Annotated in this window: 14 protein-coding genes and 7 pseudogenes; 10 read left to right on the top strand and 11 right to left on the bottom strand. The window is 67.7% G+C overall.

What is annotated here, in order from left to right; genetic code table 11:
• Positions 1-80 precede the first annotated feature (80 nt).
• Positions 81-809 (bottom strand): hypothetical protein, encoded by a 729-nt coding sequence (locus OHT76_RS43060; protein ID WP_328876303.1) that lies wholly within the window; start codon positions 807-809, stop codon positions 81-83.
• Positions 809-1,024 (bottom strand): hypothetical protein, encoded by a 216-nt coding sequence (locus OHT76_RS43055; RefSeq protein WP_328876302.1) that lies wholly within the window; start codon positions 1,022-1,024, stop codon positions 809-811. The genes OHT76_RS43060 and OHT76_RS43055 overlap by 1 nt, the downstream gene beginning before the upstream one ends.
• A gap of 252 nt (positions 1,025-1,276) precedes the next feature.
• Here OHT76_RS43055 and OHT76_RS43050 point away from each other — a divergent pair, with 252 nt between their 5' ends.
• The 3 genes and pseudogenes from OHT76_RS43050 to OHT76_RS43040 form a co-directional block, all read left to right on the top strand.
• Positions 1,277-1,840 carry a tellurite resistance TerB family protein gene (locus OHT76_RS43050; protein WP_328876301.1) on the top strand — a complete coding sequence of 188 codons (564 nt, stop codon included), beginning with the start codon at positions 1,277-1,279 and terminating at the stop codon, positions 1,838-1,840.
• A 37-nt stretch (positions 1,841-1,877) separates the two neighbouring features.
• A pseudogene (locus OHT76_RS43045) lies at positions 1,878-2,207 on the top strand (transposase family protein); the annotation flags it as partial.
• Positions 2,206-2,509, top strand: a pseudogene (locus tag OHT76_RS43040) (transposase family protein); the annotation flags it as partial. The pseudogenes OHT76_RS43045 and OHT76_RS43040, both read left to right, overlap by 2 nt.
• Before the next feature lie 7 nt (positions 2,510-2,516).
• Here OHT76_RS43040 and OHT76_RS43035 read toward each other — a convergent pair.
• Positions 2,517-4,348, bottom strand: a pseudogene (locus tag OHT76_RS43035) (cholesterol oxidase substrate-binding domain-containing protein).
• A gap of 212 nt (positions 4,349-4,560) precedes the next feature.
• Here OHT76_RS43035 and OHT76_RS43030 point away from each other — a divergent pair.
• Both OHT76_RS43030 and OHT76_RS43025 read left to right on the top strand, forming a co-directional pair.
• A pseudogene (locus OHT76_RS43030) lies at positions 4,561-4,863 on the top strand (Tn3 family transposase); the annotation flags it as partial.
• Positions 4,860-5,309: a hypothetical protein gene (locus tag OHT76_RS43025; RefSeq protein WP_328876300.1), complete on the top strand. Its 450-nt coding sequence runs from the start codon at positions 4,860-4,862 to the stop codon at positions 5,307-5,309. The pseudogene OHT76_RS43030 and the gene OHT76_RS43025, both read left to right, overlap by 4 nt.
• 31 nt (positions 5,310-5,340) lie before the next feature.
• Here the strand turns inward: OHT76_RS43025 and OHT76_RS43020 are convergent, their stop codons facing one another.
• The 4 genes and pseudogenes from OHT76_RS43020 to OHT76_RS43005 form a co-directional block, all read right to left on the bottom strand.
• A complete protein-coding gene (locus OHT76_RS43020) occupies positions 5,341-6,078 on the bottom strand; it encodes a hypothetical protein (protein ID WP_328876299.1) in 738 nt (245 codons plus the stop codon).
• Positions 6,079-6,591: 513 nt separating this feature from the next.
• On the bottom strand, positions 6,592-7,704 hold the full coding sequence (locus tag OHT76_RS43015; RefSeq protein ID WP_328876298.1) for an MBL fold metallo-hydrolase: 1,113 nt from the start codon (positions 7,702-7,704) through the stop codon (positions 6,592-6,594).
• 267 nt (positions 7,705-7,971) lie between these two features.
• Positions 7,972-8,256: pseudogene (locus OHT76_RS43010) on the bottom strand (transposase family protein); the annotation flags it as partial.
• 270 nt (positions 8,257-8,526) lie between these two features.
• Complete coding sequence (locus OHT76_RS43005; RefSeq protein WP_328876297.1) at positions 8,527-9,285, bottom strand: pentapeptide repeat-containing protein; 759 nt, start codon at positions 9,283-9,285, stop codon at positions 8,527-8,529.
• A gap of 18 nt (positions 9,286-9,303) precedes the next feature.
• Here OHT76_RS43005 and OHT76_RS43000 point away from each other — a divergent pair, with 18 nt between their 5' ends.
• On the top strand, positions 9,304-9,795 hold the full coding sequence (locus OHT76_RS43000; RefSeq protein WP_328876296.1) for an Imm21 family immunity protein: 492 nt from the start codon (positions 9,304-9,306) through the stop codon (positions 9,793-9,795).
• Positions 9,796-9,992: 197 nt separating this feature from the next.
• Here the strand turns inward: OHT76_RS43000 and OHT76_RS42995 are convergent, their stop codons facing one another.
• Complete coding sequence (locus OHT76_RS42995; RefSeq protein ID WP_328876295.1) at positions 9,993-11,582, bottom strand: ISL3 family transposase; 1,590 nt, start codon at positions 11,580-11,582, stop codon at positions 9,993-9,995.
• A 619-nt stretch (positions 11,583-12,201) separates the two neighbouring features.
• Positions 12,202-12,602: pseudogene (locus OHT76_RS42990) on the bottom strand (lantibiotic dehydratase); the annotation flags it as partial.
• Between the two features lie 1,050 nt (positions 12,603-13,652).
• Between OHT76_RS42990 and istA the strand changes: the two are divergent.
• The 3 genes and pseudogenes from istA to OHT76_RS42975 all read left to right on the top strand — a co-directional run bounded on the left by istA (position 13,653) and on the right by OHT76_RS42975 (position 17,037).
• On the top strand, positions 13,653-15,071 hold the full coding sequence (gene istA, locus OHT76_RS42985) for an IS21 family transposase (RefSeq protein WP_328868711.1): 1,419 nt from the start codon (positions 13,653-13,655) through the stop codon (positions 15,069-15,071).
• Positions 15,068-15,838, top strand: coding sequence for an IS21-like element helper ATPase IstB (gene istB / locus OHT76_RS42980; protein WP_328868710.1), 771 nt, complete (start codon positions 15,068-15,070; stop codon positions 15,836-15,838). The genes istA and istB overlap by 4 nt, the downstream gene beginning before the upstream one ends.
• A 412-nt stretch (positions 15,839-16,250) precedes the next feature.
• Positions 16,251-17,037, top strand: a pseudogene (locus OHT76_RS42975) (IS5 family transposase).
• A 119-nt stretch (positions 17,038-17,156) separates the two neighbouring features.
• Here OHT76_RS42975 and OHT76_RS42970 read toward each other — a convergent pair.
• Positions 17,157-17,987: a tetratricopeptide repeat protein gene (locus OHT76_RS42970; protein WP_328876294.1), complete on the bottom strand. Its 831-nt coding sequence runs from the start codon at positions 17,985-17,987 to the stop codon at positions 17,157-17,159.
• Positions 17,984-18,337 (bottom strand): DUF6892 domain-containing protein, encoded by a 354-nt coding sequence (locus tag OHT76_RS44280; RefSeq protein WP_443049954.1) that lies wholly within the window; start codon positions 18,335-18,337, stop codon positions 17,984-17,986. Before OHT76_RS44280 ends, OHT76_RS42970 begins: the two co-directional genes overlap by 4 nt.
• 111 nt (positions 18,338-18,448) lie before the next feature.
• Between OHT76_RS44280 and OHT76_RS42965 the strand changes: the two genes are divergently transcribed.
• Positions 18,449-19,048 carry a hypothetical protein gene (locus OHT76_RS42965; protein WP_328876293.1) on the top strand — a complete coding sequence of 200 codons (600 nt, stop codon included), beginning with the start codon at positions 18,449-18,451 and terminating at the stop codon, positions 19,046-19,048.
• Positions 19,049-19,150 lie beyond the last annotated feature (102 nt).

Raw genomic sequence — 19,150 nt, 5'->3', positions numbered from 1 at the left:
GTGGCCGCGACGCCCGTCACGTCTCGTCTATGGGAGCTGCGCCGCCTGAGACACCCTGAGGCTGAGACACCCCCTACAGGTCACATAACCCCGTCCAGCGCGTCGCGTCCGGCAGCTGCGCCGCCCCGGCCACGATCTCCGGGAACGCCGGCGCCAACTCGGTACCGCGGCGCGAGCGCAGCACCACCGTGCCCGCATCGACCGACAACAGGGCCCGGAATCCGTCCCACTTCGGTTCCGCTGCCCACCCCGGCGGCAGGTCTGGCCGGGGTGTGGGCGTGGTCAGTATCGGCTCCGGCGGCATCCAGGTCACTCGCCATGTCTTCCACCCTGCGCCTGCGCCGTACGGGTGCCGTCGGGCCCAGTTGGGCGCGGGCCCTGCACGCCCAACGGCTGGTCAGGACGGAACCTGGTGCACCGTTGCCCCCTGCCTCGCCCCGCCAGTAGGCCAGGTTGGCGTGGGCGGCGAGGGTGCGGGGGTGGTCTTCGCCCAGTACCCGGACCATGTGCGGGAGTAGGTCGGCGTAGGCGGTGGCGGCTCCCGCCGCATCCCCCGTCTCCCCTCGCAAGTGGGCCATGTTGTGCCGGGGTGGTGAGGGTGTGGGGGTGGTCTTCGCCCAGTACTCGTCGCCGAAGCGGGAGACGGCATCCTCCGGCACACCCCTGAGATTCTGGCCGCGCCGGTTGGAGGGTACGGCTAGGAGGCTGGACCAGCGGGGGTTGACAGCCTTCAGCAGCTCGGCGTGGAGCCGGGTGCCGATGCCCTGGGACTGCCACGGCGGGCGGACCGCGAGCTCACACAGACCCATCAGCCGCTCGGTGCGGGCGCCTTGGGGCACCTGGTCGAGAAGGGATCACCGAACCAGTACTCGGCGGTGCACGGGAAGGCGTAGCCGAAGGCGACGGCGGTGCCGCCGGTGTACGCGACCACCATGGTGAGGCCTTTCCATTTGAGGTGGCCGGTGATCTGGCGGTGGAGCGCGGGTACGGAGAGGCCGGCGGTTTCGGCGCCGGGATTGGACACCACCACACCGCGCCCGGGCCGACGTGTGCGCGCCTGTCTGGCTCACCCTGGACAGTTGTAGGTACTCCGTGAGCGGCAGGATCAGGAACCCTCTCGCGTAGACGCATCGTCACGGTTATCGGCACGCTCGCGGCAGCCTTCATGCTCGCCGTCACCCCCGCGTCCGCCCGGCCGCCGGTGCGGTGGAACCTTTGCCGGAAGTGGGGCGTTCACGGGGAGAGATCACACAGTTCGAGCACCGAGGTGACATCGATGGCACTGTTCGACCGGCTCAAGGACCAAGCCAAGACCTTGCAGCAGCAAGCCCAGGGCCGACAGGCCGGCGCACCGCACGGCGGATCGCACGCCGGCCCGCAAGGCGGCTCGCGCGGTGGCTCCCGCGCACAGCTCACGGGCCTGCTCAAAACCCAGCTCAGCTCGATCAAGACCGAGCTGAAGAGCGGTGCCTACCGGGACGCGAGCATGGCAATGTGCGCACTGGTCGCCGCGGCCGACGGCCACGTCGACGCGCACGAGATCCAGCAGATGGAGTCCATGATCCTCAGCAACGAGGTACTCCAGAACTTTCCCCCCGAGCAGCTGCGCCAGCGCTTCCACAAGCACGTCGACCAGCTCACCCGCAACTTCACGCACGGTAAAGCCGAGGCGCTGCAGGACATCGCCAAGGCCGCCAAGAAGCCCACCGAGGCCCGGGCGGTCATCCAGACCGGCATGGTCATCGCCGGCGCCGACGGGCACTTCTCCCAGGCCGAGCAGATGGTCCTCCGCGAGGCGTGCACGACCCTGGGACTGTCCCCCGCGGAGTTCCAGCTCTGACTTCGGCGGGCCGACGCAGATACCGACTAAAGACCGTGTCCGGCTGGTGGTGGCAGCCGCCCGTCCGGTGCCGACTGCCACCGCGGATGCGCACGCCTGGCGGCGCTGCGACCCGGCCGAACATTGTGAGGGAGTGACAGTGCTGGGCGACGGTGCCTACCTCAACACCGGCCTCGTCGTCCCGCATCGCGGACGGCCCGGACGGCCGCTGCTCAAGGGCGAGGAAGAGGACAACGCCGCCCACCGCAAGGTCCGCGCCCGGGTAGAGCACGTGATCGGCGGGATGAAGCAGTACAAGATTCTGCGGGACTGCCGGCACCGCGGCGACGGACTCCACCACGCCGTCCAGGCCGTCGCCCACATGCACCGCAGTCCGCGCTCACGGCATCGTCCAGGCCTGTCTCACCCGCCAGATCCTCGTCCTGGCCGACCGCGCCTACCAAGGTGCCGGCGCCACCGTCCGCACCCCCTGCTACGGCCACCGCGAACTCCCGGAGCACTACCAGCAGTACAACCGCGACCACGCCCGTCTCCGCGCTCCAGGCGAACGCGCCTTCGCCCGCCTCAAGCCCTGACGGCGGCTGCTACGCCAAGCCCGATGCTCGACCAACCGCATCGGCAGTGGTCGCAGCAGTCCACACCCTCCTCACCTTCGAATACGCAGGATGAAAGAGGTTCAGTAGCGCACCAGTTGATCCGTGAAGCCGTTTCCGAAGACCCGGTGGGGATCGAGCCGGTCCAGAATGGAGACGGCTTCGGACCACTGCCCGGCGCCGTACGAAGCGGGCACCGCGGACTCGATGATCTGCTCGTCGGCCCAGGCTGCCGTATCCGTATAGCCCCAGCCCTTGGACCACTCGACGCGGGTGAGAGCGTAACCGCCGTCGAAGGTGCTCATGAGAAAGCGCTCCAGTTCCCGGTAGAACTCGTGGGCTCCGGGGGAGGTGGGCTGGGTCAGGACGTCCACCCACACCACGCAGTCGTACTCCGCGTGGTCGGGGTGCGGGCGGACGACAGAGAGCAGTGGCGGGCGGGCGCCGGGCGCCGCGGAGTCGTCGGGCTGGTCGAGGCCGCTGACTCTGATTTCCACCTGCCCGTTGATCGGGAATCTGCCCGCCGCGGCCCAGGCCTCCAGCCGTTGCCGGTAGTAACGGCGAACTCGGAGACAACGCGCTGGACGTCGGCGCGGCTGGTGAGGATCCCGTACCCGTTGGCGGTCTCACGCAGGGTCGTGGGGCGCAAGTAGAACTGAAGGGTGTACGAGGGGCCCCACAAGTCCTTCGCGACGGTGGCGGTCAGTCCGGTCGCCGCCACCGTGTACTGCGCGGCGCCGAGAACCGGCGCGAGATGCCAGGAGCCTGCCACAAGAAGCCCGGACAATCGGGCGACCGGGGTTGGGACGGAGTCGCTGAACGGGTAGTTGTACGGGTCGTGCACCGGCCTGGAGGTGGCCGGGCGCTCGGGGCTGAGACTCCACACCTTGAGCCAGGGCCGGTCGGTGAAGGCGAACCAGATCGTCTCCACCCGCCCCGACTCCGCCATGAAATCCGCGAAGGTGTTTCCCCGGGCGGCGAGGGCGCTGCCCGGGGCGGCGAACAGTTCGTCGGCGGTGAGGTCGACGCGGCTCTGGCAGCGCAGCGGGATGTCCTCGCCGGCCTGGAGTTCGGCCTCCACGATCAGGCCGCGCCCAAGGTGGGTGGCCAGCGCCTCGCACTCCTCGTCAGCTCCTCGGTGGAAGGTCTTCACGACGTAGGCGTCCTGGGCGGAGTCCCAGACGACGGCAGTCAGGGACAGGACGAGGTTGCTGAGGCTGCCGTAGGTGTGGCCGGGGCGGGCGGACTCGCCGTCCGCGGGGACGCTGGTGCCATGGGCGTCAATGGCCAGTGTGCCGCCCAGGGTCAACTCCCCGGGCGCGGGAGTGTTGGTGACGCCCAGTCCGTGATCGGCGAGGAAGGCCATGAGCGTCTCGAGGGTCACTCCCGTCTGGGCCCGCACCGCGCCAGGGGCGCCGGGGGGCGGGGTGGTGAGTTCCACGCGCGTCAGGTGCTCGGTGGTGTCCAGCAGGAGGACCTGTGCGTCGGGCTCGGTGGCCGAAGTCAGGGTCAGAGGCGACCAGTTGTGCGACTTACCACGGGCACGCAGCCGCCAGCCGTTTGCATGGGCCCAGTTGGCGAGGTCGGCGAGGTCCTGCCCCGTGCGGGGCGCGCAGGCCCACAGCCCGCCGTGGGTGATCTCGCCGGACCAGTTGATGTAGGGAGAGAGGTAGGGCACGAGCCCGGCGGGTAGTTCGGGTGCGGCACTCGGAACGATCGCGGGCGCCGCAGCGGCAGGGGAGGCCCCGGCTACGGCGGCGCCGAGCGGGATGCCTAACGCTCCGGCAGCGGCCGCGGCGCGCAGAACACCACGGCGGGAGAGGACGGAGGGCTCCAAGGGACCCGAGGGACCCGAGGGACCCGAGGGACCCGACGAGGTGACAGGACGTGAGGACGACTCCGATTGATCGGACATTACTTGAATGTATGGTGAGCCAGCCTGTCACTGACGCTCCCTGACATAACCTGCCGAGAACCGGCACCTCAACATCAAACGGCCAGCCGTACCTCCGATCGGTTCGTAGCTGCGCAGCCTGCCTCGTCGCCGCACTCAATGCGGCGCGTTGGGGCGGTGAACCTCTCCGTCTCTCTGTCATAGAAACGGCATTTCTTTGATGCCGTTGTTCCTCAACCTCGAAGTCCCGCCACCGGCTGGCCCACGCGATCTGCCATGGCGGCCGGGGCCAGATCCGCCAGGCGTACCGCAAGGGACAGCAAGACCAGCTCGCCGCACTCGGCCGGGTCCTCAACGCCGTGGTCCTGTGGAACACCCGCTACCTGGACGCCGCCGTCGCCCAGCTTCGCGCAGAGGGACACGACATCGAGGACGAGGACGAGGACGCGGCCCGACTCTCCCCGCTCAAGGACCGACACCTCAACTTCCTCGGCCGCTACCAGTTCAATATCACCGCCAGCGGCCCCGGACGATGAGCGGCCGCGTGCTGGCCGCCTCCCTGGTGCACGATCACCCGCCGGGCGCGCTGTCGGCCGCGGTGCAGCCCGGAGCCGATCCCGCCGCACCGATCGACGAGGTGCAGGACCAGTTCGTGCACGCCTGCGCTTCCGCCGTCCGGCTCGACGGGCTGGTGGCGCTGGGTCCGGTCTTCTCTGCCCGAGCCCGGGACGTTTCGCTCGGGGACCTGGAGGTGAACCTGGAGACGTGGTCGGCCGCCGAACTGGACTTCTTGGAGGCCTCGATCCGGGTGAAGCCCAAGAACGGGGAGAACGCCGACGAATTCACGGCGCGGGCCGGGCGCAAGCAGCGCCGCCTGAACGAAGCGGTGCGGGAGCGTGGGCTGACGGTCTCCGAGCATTCCGAGAACAAGACCCGGCGCATCCTCACCACCTTGGCCGAGGCGGCCCGGCAGTCCGGTTGAACTGCGCGGGTCGCCGTCTCAGGCCTTCGTCTCATGCCTTCACGGGTGAGACATACGCGGGCGGTACGATCCGCCGCTCGAGCGACAGCCCGTACGCCTCGGGATGCCGGTACTTGCCGTGCTCGTGCCCGCTCTTGGAGGTCTCGACGACGAGCGGGTTGGCGCGCGCGTAGGGATCGTGCCGGACTCCGGTCACCTGCCAGCAGACGCGCGTCCCGGGGTCTCCTCCGGTGATGGTGAACCGATTGCCGTCCAGCTCCTGTCCCACGTGCAGGTTCGGGGCCGCGCGGCCGACGGCTGTGAGCTGGTAGCGGAACCGCTCGTTGAGTGCCTGGAACCAGTCCGGCAGGACGATTTCGGCCTCTCCGGTCCCGTCCAGGACAACTTCTCCGTCGTATACGTTCTTCCTCTCGTCGCTCTCGACGGAAGCATGATTGAGGTACTTGCCTTCCGGCTCCAGCGGATGGTCGATGGTGAATTCAAGGGTAGTTTTGGTGAGTTTTCCGTCCACCATGACGTCGCCACGGAACCATGCGGCCTTGTAACCGCCGCTCGCGACCAGGCCATAGGTCGTCGCGCTGGTCGCGTCCACCCCGACGCCCGTCTTGGAGTACGCGTTCACGGCGTGACTGTTGTTCCCGCCGCCTTCCCTGCTGTTGGACACCTCCAGCTGTGCGGCGTTCTCCACCCAGTCGGGGTCGTAGCGACCGATGCTCACCTTGTTGCGCAGTACTGCGATTCCGTCTACGTCCAGCTCGGGGTCGGCCATTGTTCGCTCCTTCTCGATGACCGCCGGAAATGGGCTGATTCCGGCGATCTCTACCTATAGCCCGGCGGCGCGCTCCGACCCTTCAGCGACATACTTTCCCCTGGCTGAACACCGTCGGTACGGGCTCAGCCGACCGTCCATTCAGGCCGCGGGTGCCTGTTTCGCACAGGGTCATGAGCATCAGCCGGTCGGGCCGCAGCGGCGTTCGCTGCGGCCGAGCCAGGACCGGTTGCGCTTCTGGTCGGGGACGGACAGGCTCCCGCTGTCGGCATACTCGTCTATGTGCAGAGCCGCCTACGGATGAACGGGGAGCCTTCTCACCCACGTCGCCGCCGTGCCAGCCGGGTTGTTCGCCGGCGTGATCTGCTCGGTCAAAGACGTGACCTGCTCACCGGAACGAGGACGGAGCGACAACGGGCACCTAGCTGCACTTGGCCTGCGGAACAGCCCCGAGCATGCCCGCTGATCATGCTGTCGCACCGGGGAACGCCGCGATCCCCGGCATCGTCGGGCTCAGGCGCGGGTGCCGAAGGGGCCGAGGACTTTGTGGTCGAGCCGCAGGGATTCGACCATGGTCCAGGCGTTGTCGAAGGTGAAGACGTCGGCGCCGCCGAGCCGGCTGGTCCAGGCCGGGGTGACGGCGTCGGCCGTGGTCTGGGTGAGGATGTCGAGGTACTCCTTGAACAGGGCCCAGGGGTTGTCCGGGTACTTGGCGAAGAGGGGTCCCACGTCGACGAACTCGGTGATGGCCTTCCTGCCGTAGTGCTCCAGGTCGCGCAGGTACTCCTGCTGGATCTTGACGTCCTGCCGGGTACCCAGACGGGTCAGGTGCCCGCCGATGTAGGTCTTGAAGTCGAACTCCAGGATCTGGTTGTGCGCGTTGAGCCAGCCGGGGATGTTCGTGGACACTACGAGGTTCCTGAACGGGACCCAGCCGGGGTAGACGATGTCCACGACGTTCAGGACCCTCTGCCGCGGCGCGTAGATGAACAGGTTGTCCTGGCTGTGGTTGGGGCCCTTGTAGTGGAGCTCCAGGACCTGATCGTCCACCTCCAGACGGTAGCGGCTGGAGACGGAGCGGTTCGGCATCGGCGGCCTGGTGGACTCGGGTACCTGCTTGAGCAGGTGGGCGGTCTGCTCGTGGGCGATGATCACTAGCTTTTGGAGGCTCGCGTCGCGGAGCTTGTCCGCCGCGCCGATGTGGTCCGCGTGGTAGTGGGAGTACACCAGGTGGCTGATACGGGCACCCGGTGCCACCTCCTCGATCGCGCGGAGGATGTTGCCCCCCAGCGTCGGGGGAGCGTCCACGACGATGACACGCTGCCTCTTGTGATGGTGACGTTGGGTCACCAGGAACATGATCTGGTAGAAGCCGTCCGTCAGCCAGTACAGCCGCTCGCCGATCTCCTGGACCAGATAGCCCTTCGCGGGGATCTGCGGACCGATTGCGGTGGGCGGAACGGGCGCGTACGCGCCCGGTGCAGCAGCGGCCGCAGCGGGGTTTGCGAGTACGGACTGCAGTGCGGGTACCGATGCTGCCAGTGCCGAGTACTTCAGGAAGCTGCGACGGCTGGCCGGGTCGTGAGCGTCGGGGGGAATGGGCTCCCCGCCAGGAGTTGTCGTCATGGCCTCTCCCAGAGGTGTGCGTCCGAATCGACGCGTGTGGCAGCCCTCCTGCCGTCAGAGCAGCAGCCCCTGCAACCAGTAGCCGACGCAGACTGGAAGGGCGGGGCAAATCTAGGTGCTGCACCGCGCTTCACCGACGAGCCACGCTGAGCCGGTCCAACCTGTGCAGCAACCCGGATCAACCGCATCAGACGGCACCCTGCCGAGGAGGAAGCAGCGACGACCGACACCACGACCGCACCGCCCGTTTGGGAACACGGAGCCTTTTCAGCGTTGCCGCTCCAGGGCGAGGATGGTGGCAGAGATGGACGACATTCGACTCGGGCTGCACCGCGACCTGCGGAAGATCCGCCACGACTTCAGCCGTGTGACGCCGCGCTCGACCGATGCCCTGGCTACGGACAGCGCGCGGTTGACGGTTTGTTGGGTGGGCGTGAGGTCGCGGCCCGGTGGGCGCCTGAGGGGTGTCGTCACCCAGGGGCTCGCTCCCATGTAGGCGCGGTCGGCGAGGACCGGGACGCCCTGGCGTTCGCAGATCCGGATGATCCGGTGGGGGCACGGGCCGAGTGACAACGCCTGTCGGTCAGCGAGGACACCGGCTCTCATCGGGACGCGGTATCGATGAGTTTGGGGTTCTGGCACAGATCTTGGGGAGCGGTCGCGGAGGGTGACGGTATCCGTTCGATTGCAAGGGAAGGTCACGACCATGGGCCCGTCACCGTGCACCTCGATCGTTATCTGAGGTTCGGGGTCATTCGCGCAGGTCAGACGACTGATGTGCCGTCAGGCATGTGAGTCACGTGCTGGGAATGCATCAGAGATCTAGCGAAGGGACGGCGGCAGCCCACGGGCTCCGTCCAGCTTTGCCCCTTTCAGCTGCGCCCCCTTGAGGAGCGCGCCGGTAAAGTCGGCCTTCGTCAGGTCGGCCCCTGTAAAGTCCGCCTTGCGGAGGTCCGCGTCGACCAGCACCGCGTTGGATAGGTCCGCGTCGATCAGGGAAGCCTCGGACAGGTCGGCGCTCGACAGGTCCGCGCCATGAAGGTTAGCCTTGTCAAAGGTTGCGGTATTGAGTAGCGCGGTTCTCAGGGAGGCGCCGGAAAGGTTTGCTCCCAAGAAATACGCAGCCTCGAAGTTACTTGATCCCCGCCCGGAGTCCAGGCCCCTCAGATCGGTGCGGCTTAGATCCACGTTGTGCGCCCACCCGCCTTCGAGCTCAGGCAGGGCGGCCAGCACGTCCATCACCGCCGCAATATCGACTGGCGGCGAGTCCTCCTCCGACGCGCTGTGTGTCTTCTTGGCATCTTCTTCTGAAAGGGGGGCATGGAGACGTACATATGCGCACAGGATAATGGTGATCGTCTCGGTGTCACGCTCGGAGTCCTCCATGATGCGCTCCAGGGCGTAGATTCCGCCCAGACGTACATCAAGGGTTGACGATCCCAAGTTGGTGATAGCGGCGTTGAACCGGTTAGTGATCTGTCCCTGCTCACTGATCCGAAGTTCCTTGGTGGCCTGTCCCACCTGCATCCAGGTGAACAGCAGCGCGGCCAGTGCAGCCAGGCCCGGAAGGCTGACTGCCACCAATCCGATCCACTCCCTGTGGCTGCCGCCTGTGGAGTCACTCGCTCCGAACCGACGGTTTTGTCGCTGACGCCGCCTGGCGGCACGTCGTTGTGCGAGGCGGTGCAACCGCCCAACGCCACGCTTCCTGATCACTTGCCCATAGCACCCCACGTGTGCGGAAGCGACAAAGGAACCACGCCCCCAGCACCCGAAGAGAACCCAGACAGCACTGAGGCGGCGCAGGCCGTGGCCTCCGTGGAGGGCGGCCTGTTCATCGTGGTTCCATGCGCCGCGCTGTCGCATTGGTCGGGAACGGAGGGCGACTACGACCGGGCTTGCGAGGTGATGGAATTCGTTGGAGTCCTCGCGCTGCCTGACGGCGCCGAGGCGCTGGTCCTCGGGAACGAACCTCTCTCCACACCGCCTATCTTCCTGAGCATCGGGTCCTCGTCCGCTGGTGCTACGCGGAGAGCGAGGATGGTGTCGCCGACATCATCCGGGCTGGGCTTCTCACCGCCGAGCTCGTGATGTTCGATGCCGCCTACTTCGGGCACTGAGGTAGGGACACTCACGGACAGCACCGCTCTCGAACTCGGCGCTGGCCGCGCTACCGGGTGGACTCGGCAAGCGTTCAACCCGATCACCTGACGTCCTTTCGCGTCCACCGATTTGTCGAGATGGCCTGACCGACGTCGGTAGAGATCCTGTGGAGTCGTGACTGAGGGTCACTGAAGCAGGATCATTTTGCGTAGGAGTTCGAATCCGGCTCGCCCGTAGAGCTGCCTCTTGATCTTCTTGATGCGGTTCACGGCGCCTTCGATGCTGCCGGAACTCCAGTCCAAGGTGAGGCCGGCTGTCACGGCGTCGCGGTCCCGGAGCAGGTGGAGTGCGAAGCCGGTGAGGCCGGGTAGTTGGCTGGCGTCAACTGCGTCGATCCAGGCAGGGAGCATGGCGCCGAGGCGGCCCGTGAGTATCTCGCCGAAGTCGCGAACATGCCCGGCGGCCGTGTCCAGTTCGGGGCAGCGTGCCAGGACGTCCTTCAGGCCGGCGCGGTCGTCCGCGCTCAGCGTGGTGGGGTGTCGGGTGAGCCAGCCGGTCACCTGGCGCACCGTCGGGGGCCGGGGTGGGGTGCCACCGGAGCCGCGGAGGGTGGCGATGTGGGTGCGGACCATTTGGTAGGTGACGGGCGCGTTGTCGGCAACGAGTTCCCTGTGGAGGTGGGTGACGCTGGTGCATCCTGCTGCGAATCGGCGCTCCAGGTAGGGCTTGTAGGGATCCAGCCTGCTGGGCCGGGGCCGATTCTCGCGGAAGGTGTCCTGCCAGCGTGCGGCGTTCGCGTATCGGAGCACGGTGTTGAGGCCCCAGCCCAGGTGCCGGGCGATCGCCCGGCGTGAGTGACCTTGAGCAAGGAGCTCGTGGACCAGGGCGTGTGCGGCCTTCTTCCGCTCGGCCCGCCGGCCGACGGGCTCCGAGTCGTCCTGCGGCCGACCGGAAGCCGGTCGGGTGGCCTCCGGCAGCATGCCGCTGGGCGACGGATTGCGCAGGCAGTCGCGGTGGGCGGCGACGCAGGTCTCCACGGCTCGGCCGAGGCCCTGCCACAGATGGAACCGGTCGGCGACCTGCAGAGCGTCGGGGGCACCGCGCCGGGCGCCCTCGGCGTAGGCGCCCGCCCGGTCCCGGCAGATGATTTCCACGCCGGGGTGGCTGATCAGCCATGCGGCCAGTGGCCCGGCTTCACGGGTCGGGAGCACATCGACCACGCGATGGTCTTCGACGCTGGTCAAGACGGTGGAGTAGGTCTGGCCGCGACGGATCGCGAAGTCGTCCACGCCCAGCACACGCGGCGTGCCGACCCGTGGATCGGACAGTGCCATGACCCTGCGTAACAAGGTCATCCGTCCCGCGCCGAAACCCAACTGGGCAGCCAGACGAGCTCCGGCCCGCCCGGCCAGCGCGAGCCCCACTCGCTCCAGGGCGTGGTTGAGCCGAGTGGTGAACCGTGCGTGCGGGGCGGCCAGCCGGGAGAACGGCTCGGCGAACGTCCGGCGCGGGCAGCCCGCCGACCCGCAGATGAAGCGCCGGACCGTCAGCCGGATCACAAAGCCCTGCTCAGCGAGTGGAAGGTCCTTCAGCCTGCGCTGGTAGCGGTCGTGGACTCGGACCGAGAACCGGCCGCAGTCCGGACATGCAGAGCCGGCCGCGCGGCCTCTCGCCACCACCTCGACCGTGCCGAACGCGGCCGTCACCGCCTCGACATCCACCTCGTCGATCCCGGCGAACACCAACGAGCCCCAGAACGGTGCATCGGTCTGCATGACCAGCACGATCACCGTCTAGGACCGGCCGAGACAGGGACGACCAAGGATTTGATGGAGTGTCATTTTCGGCTGCCGGGCGGGTAGGCGTACGCGGGCTCACGCGACCCGCCCCCTCGCAATCGAACACCAAGGTGACGCTCTGCGACCGTTCCCCAAGATCTGTGCCAGAACCGAGTTTGGACACCACCCGGGTGCTTGCGTGGGACCATGGAAGTGCACCGCGTGGTGAGGGGGACGGATGCCACCCAAGCCCCAAGTCGATCTATACGCGGGCTGGAGGACGGCCCCCACCAGAGGCCGACTTGAAACTCGATGCTCGTGCAGGACCGGACCGCACGTGCCAGACGGCACAGTTACGGATCGGGTCATGACCAGGGCCAGCCCAGCGAGAAGGCATAGGGAAATGCTCCCAACGCCAGCAGTATGGCGATGAACCGGACGGTCCGAGGTGTGGTCCCGATTGCATGCCGAACCGTCCGCCAGAACTCCTCATGCATGAGGGCCTCCACCTCGTTCGGCGTTCTTTGGCCCACATGATGGAGGAAACCGCCACGATCCTGCGGTCGTGGCAGTCGCCAGCCCGTTCTCGGACCGGCGACTGCACCGAGCAGGTTTTCAGCGCATTCATCCCCACGGCCTCGACGCGGTGGCCGCGCTGGGGAACGGCGAGATACATGCGGCGGCCGTCGCACCCCACCGCCAGTCCTTCGGGGTGAGGACGTCGTCCTCCGTGGCGCGGTACTACTGGAGGCTGATCACGGTGGGCAGTACCTGCGGGGTGCGGGTGACGTGGGTGGTCTCGGGGAGCAGCGGTGGCAAGGACAGTTGCGCGGGCACGGTGTTGCCGTCTGCGGCCGGGAGGCCGGCGAGCTCCGTGGTCAGTGCCTCGCGGTCGGCAGGGGCGAGCACGCTGAGGAAGCGGCCCGTTAAGACGCCGGCGCCGCGGGACACGCTCACGACCTCCAGCCGGAACCGCCCGCGCTGCAACTCCCCGAGGTCGGCCGAGTGCACCACCACCCGGCATAAGCTGGCCCACTGGCAGGGGGCGGCGGGGGATGCGGCCGCAGCCGCCACCGCCTACGCCGACCTACTCGCCGACCGGATCCGAGTGCTGTGGCGAAGACCACCCCCGCACCCTCACCGCCCACGCCAACCTGGCCTATTGGCGGGGCGAGGCAGGGGGCGACGGTGCAGCAGCCAAGCAAACGTTCCGTCCTTTCCTGCCGTCGGGCCTGCATGGCCCACGCCCAACTGACTGAGCGTTTGGTCCTGTCTCGGTCGAGTTAGTGTCGTTTCCGGAGTCCTGCGGCGGCGGGGTCGTTGTGCTTGATGGGGCAGTCGACCCGCCCGCGACGCCAGGGTCGTTTCGTTCCTGCTGCTCCTGTCTGCTCCCCACACGCCCCCGAGCGCCGCCTTTTGACCTCTGGCGGGGCCGACCGCGGTCCGCTACTTCGCAAACATGACTCCGCACGGCCCCTATCCCAGCGACCTGTCGGACGCGCGCTGGGCGCCGTCGACGGTCACGCAATTCCCCACTCGGGGTGGGTTCAGCGTTACGTATTTCCCCACCCTCGCGTTCACGACTCCCCATGGGGACGGCGAAGGTCATCACGACCAGCCCCAGCTACTGCCCCAACAAGCCCCGGAGGACACCACCGACGAGAACGACGGCCCGCGACTCCCTAGCGCCCGGGGTCCGTCCACGTTCCACTCCTGCGGCAGGATCCCGTCGCAGAACACGCAGACAAAGTCCGCTTCACGCACGATGTTGACTTGTCGGCAGGACAGGCATCGGCGGAAGATCACCTCATACGTGAAGCCGGAAGGCCGGGTGAAGCCGACTCGATCCAGGGCCTCGGCAACTGCCGGCCACGAGCTGATGTCCGGGCAGTAGCCGGTCGACTGGTTGCTGATCTCATCGACAGCCCATCGCTCGAACCCTGTCGGCGTACACGTGAACGTCCTCGGTCGCGTACGAGTGAAAAGGGACGCTTGATGGTGCGGTGAAGGGTGGGTCCCGGCACTCTGCTGCTCGTCCGGTGAAGGGTGGCGGAGGGCGGTGACACGGTGGTCTTGGACCCGCAACGCTGGCTGGAACTACGGCGGTTCCGTGCCCTGGTGGAGTCCGGGGCGGTCAGTCTGACGGAGGTTGCCCGGGAGACGGGCCTGGACCGCAAGACGGTCCGCAAGTATCTGTCGAGCACAGCGCCGTCGGCGCCACCGAGGCGAATCTCGAATGGCAGGCCGCGGCGGAAGGCAGTCGACGAAGTCGCCCCGTTGATCGACGCGATGCTGCGGGCGGAGATCCTCATCAAGGGTGCCGTGGTGCACGAGCGCCTGGTGAAGGAGTACGGCTCAACGATCAACTACCAGCGGGTCAAGCTGTACCTGCAGGAGGCCCGGCCGAGGGTGGCTGGTGAACTGGGCATCGAGCCGCGGGAGTTGGCGGGCATGCATCGCCGCTTCGAGGTGGTTCCCGGAGCTCAGGCCCAGGTCGACTGGGGTGACGAAGGCAAGATCCTCGCCCACTTGGGCATCCCGAAGGTCTACTCGTTCCACATGACGCTGTCGTACTCGCGTGACCCGTTCTGCTGCTTCACCACCAGCCAGGACCTGCAGACCTTCTTCGACTGCCACCGCCGTGCGTTTGCCCACTTCGGCGGGGTGCCGATGTCGATCGTCTACGACCGGACAAAGACCGTCGTGCGCCGTCACGTCGCTCCCGGCGAGGCGGTGCCGCTGCACCCGGAGGCAGTCGGCTTTGCTGGCCACTACGACTTCGACATCGACGTCCTGGCCGCCTACCGGCCCACCGGCAAGGGCAGGGTCGAGCGACAGGTACTCATCGTGCGCGATCACGTCCTGGCCGGGCGGGCCTTCTCCTCCATCGAGGAGATGGACGCCGCCTTCATGGCCTGGGTCCCTCAGCGGCGGGCCCGCACCCACGCCACCCACCACGAGGTCATCGGACACCGGGCCGCCCGCGACCACGCGGCCCTCAAACCGCTGCCGCCCACCCCCTATCTGGTCGCCGAGCGACATCTGCGACCGGTCGGCAAGGACTGCCTGGTCGCGTTCGCAGGCAACCTCTACTCGGTGCCCGCCCGCAAGGTCCGCCCACGCCAGCTGATCGAGGTCAGGGCGACAAAGGCCCAGGTCGTGCTGCACTCGACCGTCCCCGATGCCAGCGGCGAGACCCTGCTGGCCGCCCATCCACGGGCGGTCGGCAAGGGCGTCCGCGTCCTCGAAGAGACGCACTGGGACGGCCTGCCCACCGGCAAAGGACGCCGCACCACCACCGGCGATGTGACCCCGCCACCACATCGTGAACCGTCAAGAAGCAGCCAGGCCGGCCCGCTGCAGGCCTTGTTGAACCGGTCCGCGGTCACCCAGATCGAGGTCGGCCGCCGTCCGCTGTCGGTCTATGACGAGCTGACCGGCACACGGCCTTTCACCACCAACTCCCCGACGAAGGAGTCCTCTTGAGCGAGCTGACCGGCAACCGTATCCGCACCACGGCCGGCAAGCTCGGCCTGCCCCACCTCGCGGAGACCATCAACGACTACACCCGCCGCGCGGACGAGGCGAAGATGGGCTACCTCGACTTCCTCGACCTGGTCCTGTCCGAGGAACTGGCCGTCCGCGACGACCGCCGCTTCCGCCAGGGCCTGCGGCTCTCAAAGCTGCCGCACCACAAGACGCTGGACGAATACGACTTCTCGTTCCAGCCCGAGCTCGACCCGCGCAAGGTCAAGGACCTCGCCAGTCTTTCGTTCGTCGAGGCCAAGGCGAACGCCGCCCTGCTGGGACCGCCCGGAGTCGGCAAGACACATATCGCCGTCGCGTTGGCGGTCGCAGCCTGCCGGGCTGGCTACTCGATCTATTTCACCAGCCTCGACGACATGGTCCGCAACCTCAGAGCCGCCGAGACGGCCGGACGGCTGGTCAACAAGCTCGGCACCTACCTGCGGCCGAGCGTCCTCGTGGTCGATGAAGTGGGATATCAGCCCTTGGAACGGGCGGAGGCGAACCTGGTCTTCCAGGTGATCTCCAAGCGTTACGAGAAGGGCTCGATCATCCTGACCTCGAACAAGACCTTCAGCGAGTGGGGCCAGGTCTTCGGCGACGAGGTCCTCGCCACCGCGATCCTCGACCGCCTCCTCCACCACTGCGAAGTGATCTCGATCAACGGCCCGAGCTACCGCCTGAAGAACCGCCTCCAAGCCATCGAGCGAGAGAACGAAGTGGCCTGACTGCTGGGGACATTCAAACGTACCGACCCGGCCAGAACAGAGAGTACGCGGACAAACCCTGCGCGGAAGCTGATCTCGCCAGCGCTCAGGACCGCGTCTCCACCAGCACACACCACGTGCTCGCTGCGGCGGGGCGCGAGCCGCAGGACGCCGGCGGCATCGACAACGAAGGTGAAGGGCTCCGCGAATTCCTCCGCGGGCCGACTCGACGCCCACTCATCGAAGTCCGCCGGCGAGTGAACCCTCTGGCCCTCCCCGCCCGTTCGGATGAGAGTCTTCAGATCGTCAGGCCCCACATAGAGATACCTCCACCCCCGCATGTCCATGACGGCCAACCTAGCCCCATACGCGGCGAGGACCTGGGGAATTACGTGACCGTCAGGGTGGGGAATAACGTGACTGTCCACAGGCGCTGATCGAGCCCGTTCTGACGTCCTGGCGGGACCAGCACCGCGCCCGGGCACTGGACATCGGCCGGCCGCCCGAACACGACCTGCGCCAGATCATGAACGCCATCCTGCACGTGGACCGCACCGGCATCCCCTGGCGCTACCTCCCGCACGACTTCGCCCCGTGGGCCACGGTATACGGGTAATTCGCCAAGTGGCAGCAGGACGGCGGTTCGAGCAGCTCACCGGCCTGCTGCGGCGTCTGGTCCGCGAAGCCGAGGGCCGAGGCGCGGAGCCGTCGGCCTGCGTGCTGGACTCCCAGACCATCAAGACTCCCGCAACGTGCACCTCGCGGACCAGGGCACGGACGCCGGGAAACGGATCACCGGACGTAAGCGCCACCTCGGCTGCGACACCCTCGGCCTGCTGCTGACCGTGCTGGTGACCGCCGCCAACGTCTCCGACACCGCAGCCGGCGTGACCCTGCTGTCCCGCATCGCCGCCGCCCACCCGCATATCCCGAAGGCCTGGGTGGACGCGGGCTACCGCACCACCGCCATCGACCACGGAGCCCGCCTCGGCAGCGACGTCCACCCCGTCCAACGCCCGCCCGGCACCCGCGAGTTCACGATCATCCCGAGACGGTGGACCATCGCGCGCAGCATCGGCTGGCTCATGCACCACCGCTGCCTCGCCCGCGACTACGAACGCCACCCGCACCGCTCCGAAGCCATGATCCACCTCGCGCTGATCAACCTCATGGCCCGCAGACTCACCGGCGAAGCCACCCTGAACTGGCGTGGAACCTGACCCGGGACGGGACCAAACACGAATCACCGGACCAAACGCTCAGTTAGCCCGGCGCGTTGCGACAGCTGGATGAAACGCCGAGAAGCGCCTGCGACTCGCCCCGAGCGGAGGCGCTGCGCTTACGGTCGAGTGCCCTCGATGTGCTCGAGCAACGTGCGGGCTTCGACGGTGCGGCGGTGGTCCGGGCCGAAGGAGGCCAGGCAGGCATCGTGGGCGGCTGCAGCCTGACGACGGGCATCGGGAGCGCGGCGCAACCCCAACAGGGCATGAGCAAAGGCCAGTTCGACAGCGCCCGTATCGGGATGGCGCTGGTATTCGGGCAGAGCGCGGTACAGCTTGTCGGCGCCCTGCGCCTCGGTGAGGGCGTCTTCGTGCCGGGCTTGGCCGTTGAGGCTGCGAGCCAGGCCAAGTCGCAGCACGAGGGACGTCCGGTCACGTGCGCGATAGGCGGCCAGGGCCTCGCGGGCAAGTGCCTCGGCCTCCTGGTGGCGCCCCTGCGCATTGAGAGCGAAGACCAGCCCATTGCGGGCGGCCGCTGCCAGGAGTGACATTTCCGGGCCGGTACCGCGGCCCGCGGCCTCGGCGACAACCGCACATTCTGCCTCGCACTCGGCGTGCCGACCGAGCGAGATCATCTGCTGGGCGCGGTCCGAGCGCAGCTTCAGGGTCAGCCAGTGACCGGCTCCAAATATCCTCCTGAAGGCAGGCAGCGCTTCGTCGTAGGTGGCGAGTGCCTCGGCGTTGCGGCCCTGAGCGCCCGCCGCGATCGCGGCGATGTTCAGCGCCACGGCTGCGTACTCGTCGTCGCGTGGCCGCGATCGGGCCACGGCGCGGGCTTCGGCCTCCGCCTCGGCGTAACGCCCCGCTTCGTAAAGGGCCTTGGCCTCACCCACCGGCGTTCCCGTCATTCGCTGGGCGTCGCTTTGGCCACGCAGCCGGAGAAATCTCATGACCGGGAGCATACGGATGCTGCGCAGGCTGCTCGGCGAAGAGGCAAGGAGATGATCGGCAGACCCTCCTGGTACACCTGGTTCCCGCCGTCCATGCACAACTCCTCGACACCGGCCAACAGCTGCTCGCCCATCTCCAAGAAGTCGAAGTAGCCACGCGCCTCGGGCACCACCTTGAAGTCCAGACCGTGCTGATGGGCGTACTCCCAAGGGTCGTCACCGAGCCCCTGCTCCCGCAGCAGATGTGCCAGCCGGAACTGAGCGTGAGCCGTTCGTCGGTGTACATCAGCTGCTCGACGACAACGAGCTTGAAGTTGAAGTCCTTGAGCCGGGCCATGCGAACAACGCATCCGGCGACACAGCCCAACGAACGACTGTGCGAAGATCCCGGTCCGAGACATCGAAAACCCACCCTGACCTGCCCAGAGGTCGGTGGCGGTCCGGCACCGAGAGAAGAGCACATGCGTACCACCGTGGCCAGGGCCCGACGGCTCGTGACAGCCGTCGTCGGCGCGGTCCTCGTCGCCGGCTGCGGCAGCGGCAAACCCTCCGCCCAGACGGAGGCATCCCCGGCCTCGGCCTCCACGGCGCCTTTCGGCCAGCAGCGTGTGCGGGCAGACCTCGAGGCCGCCGCCGCGGCCGCCCGGCTGCCCGAAGGGCTGACGGAACTCGGAGGCGGCGAATCTCCCACCCAAGGATCGACGCAGAAGGAACGGAAACGGGCAACCCTCACCGCACGGCTGTCGCCCTGCATGGTCCACTGGTCGCACGGCCCAGCTGATGCCTCCCCCGGCAAGTCCGACCCTGCGCAGATGCGACGGCAGCTGGACCTCGTACTCGCGGACCTGGTGGCAAGCGGCTGGGCGAAAGGCGACACCGACGACGAGGTGCCGCTCGGCAACGACGGCACATCCTTCATGGCCACTTACAAAAAGCGGGGCTGGACCCTCCACGCCCGGCACTACGCCCTCTCGGCCTGGAGGCACTCCACCGCAATGGCCACGAAGGACGCCTGCTTCGCCCAGGTCACCGACGAGGAAGCGGCCCTCCTCGACGACTAGCTCGGTCTTTAACATCCGGCGTCGAACGGTGTGTCGAACTTGATCACCTGGTCCGGTAACCGCGGTACACGGACGCGGCCTTCGGCTGAACATGTGCTCCGA

This window comes from Streptomyces sp. NBC_00287 (assembly GCF_036173105.1).
In the GTDB taxonomy this organism is placed as follows: Bacteria; Actinomycetota; Actinomycetes; order Streptomycetales; family Streptomycetaceae; genus Streptomyces.
This window is presented reverse-complemented; position numbering and strand designations above follow the sequence as displayed.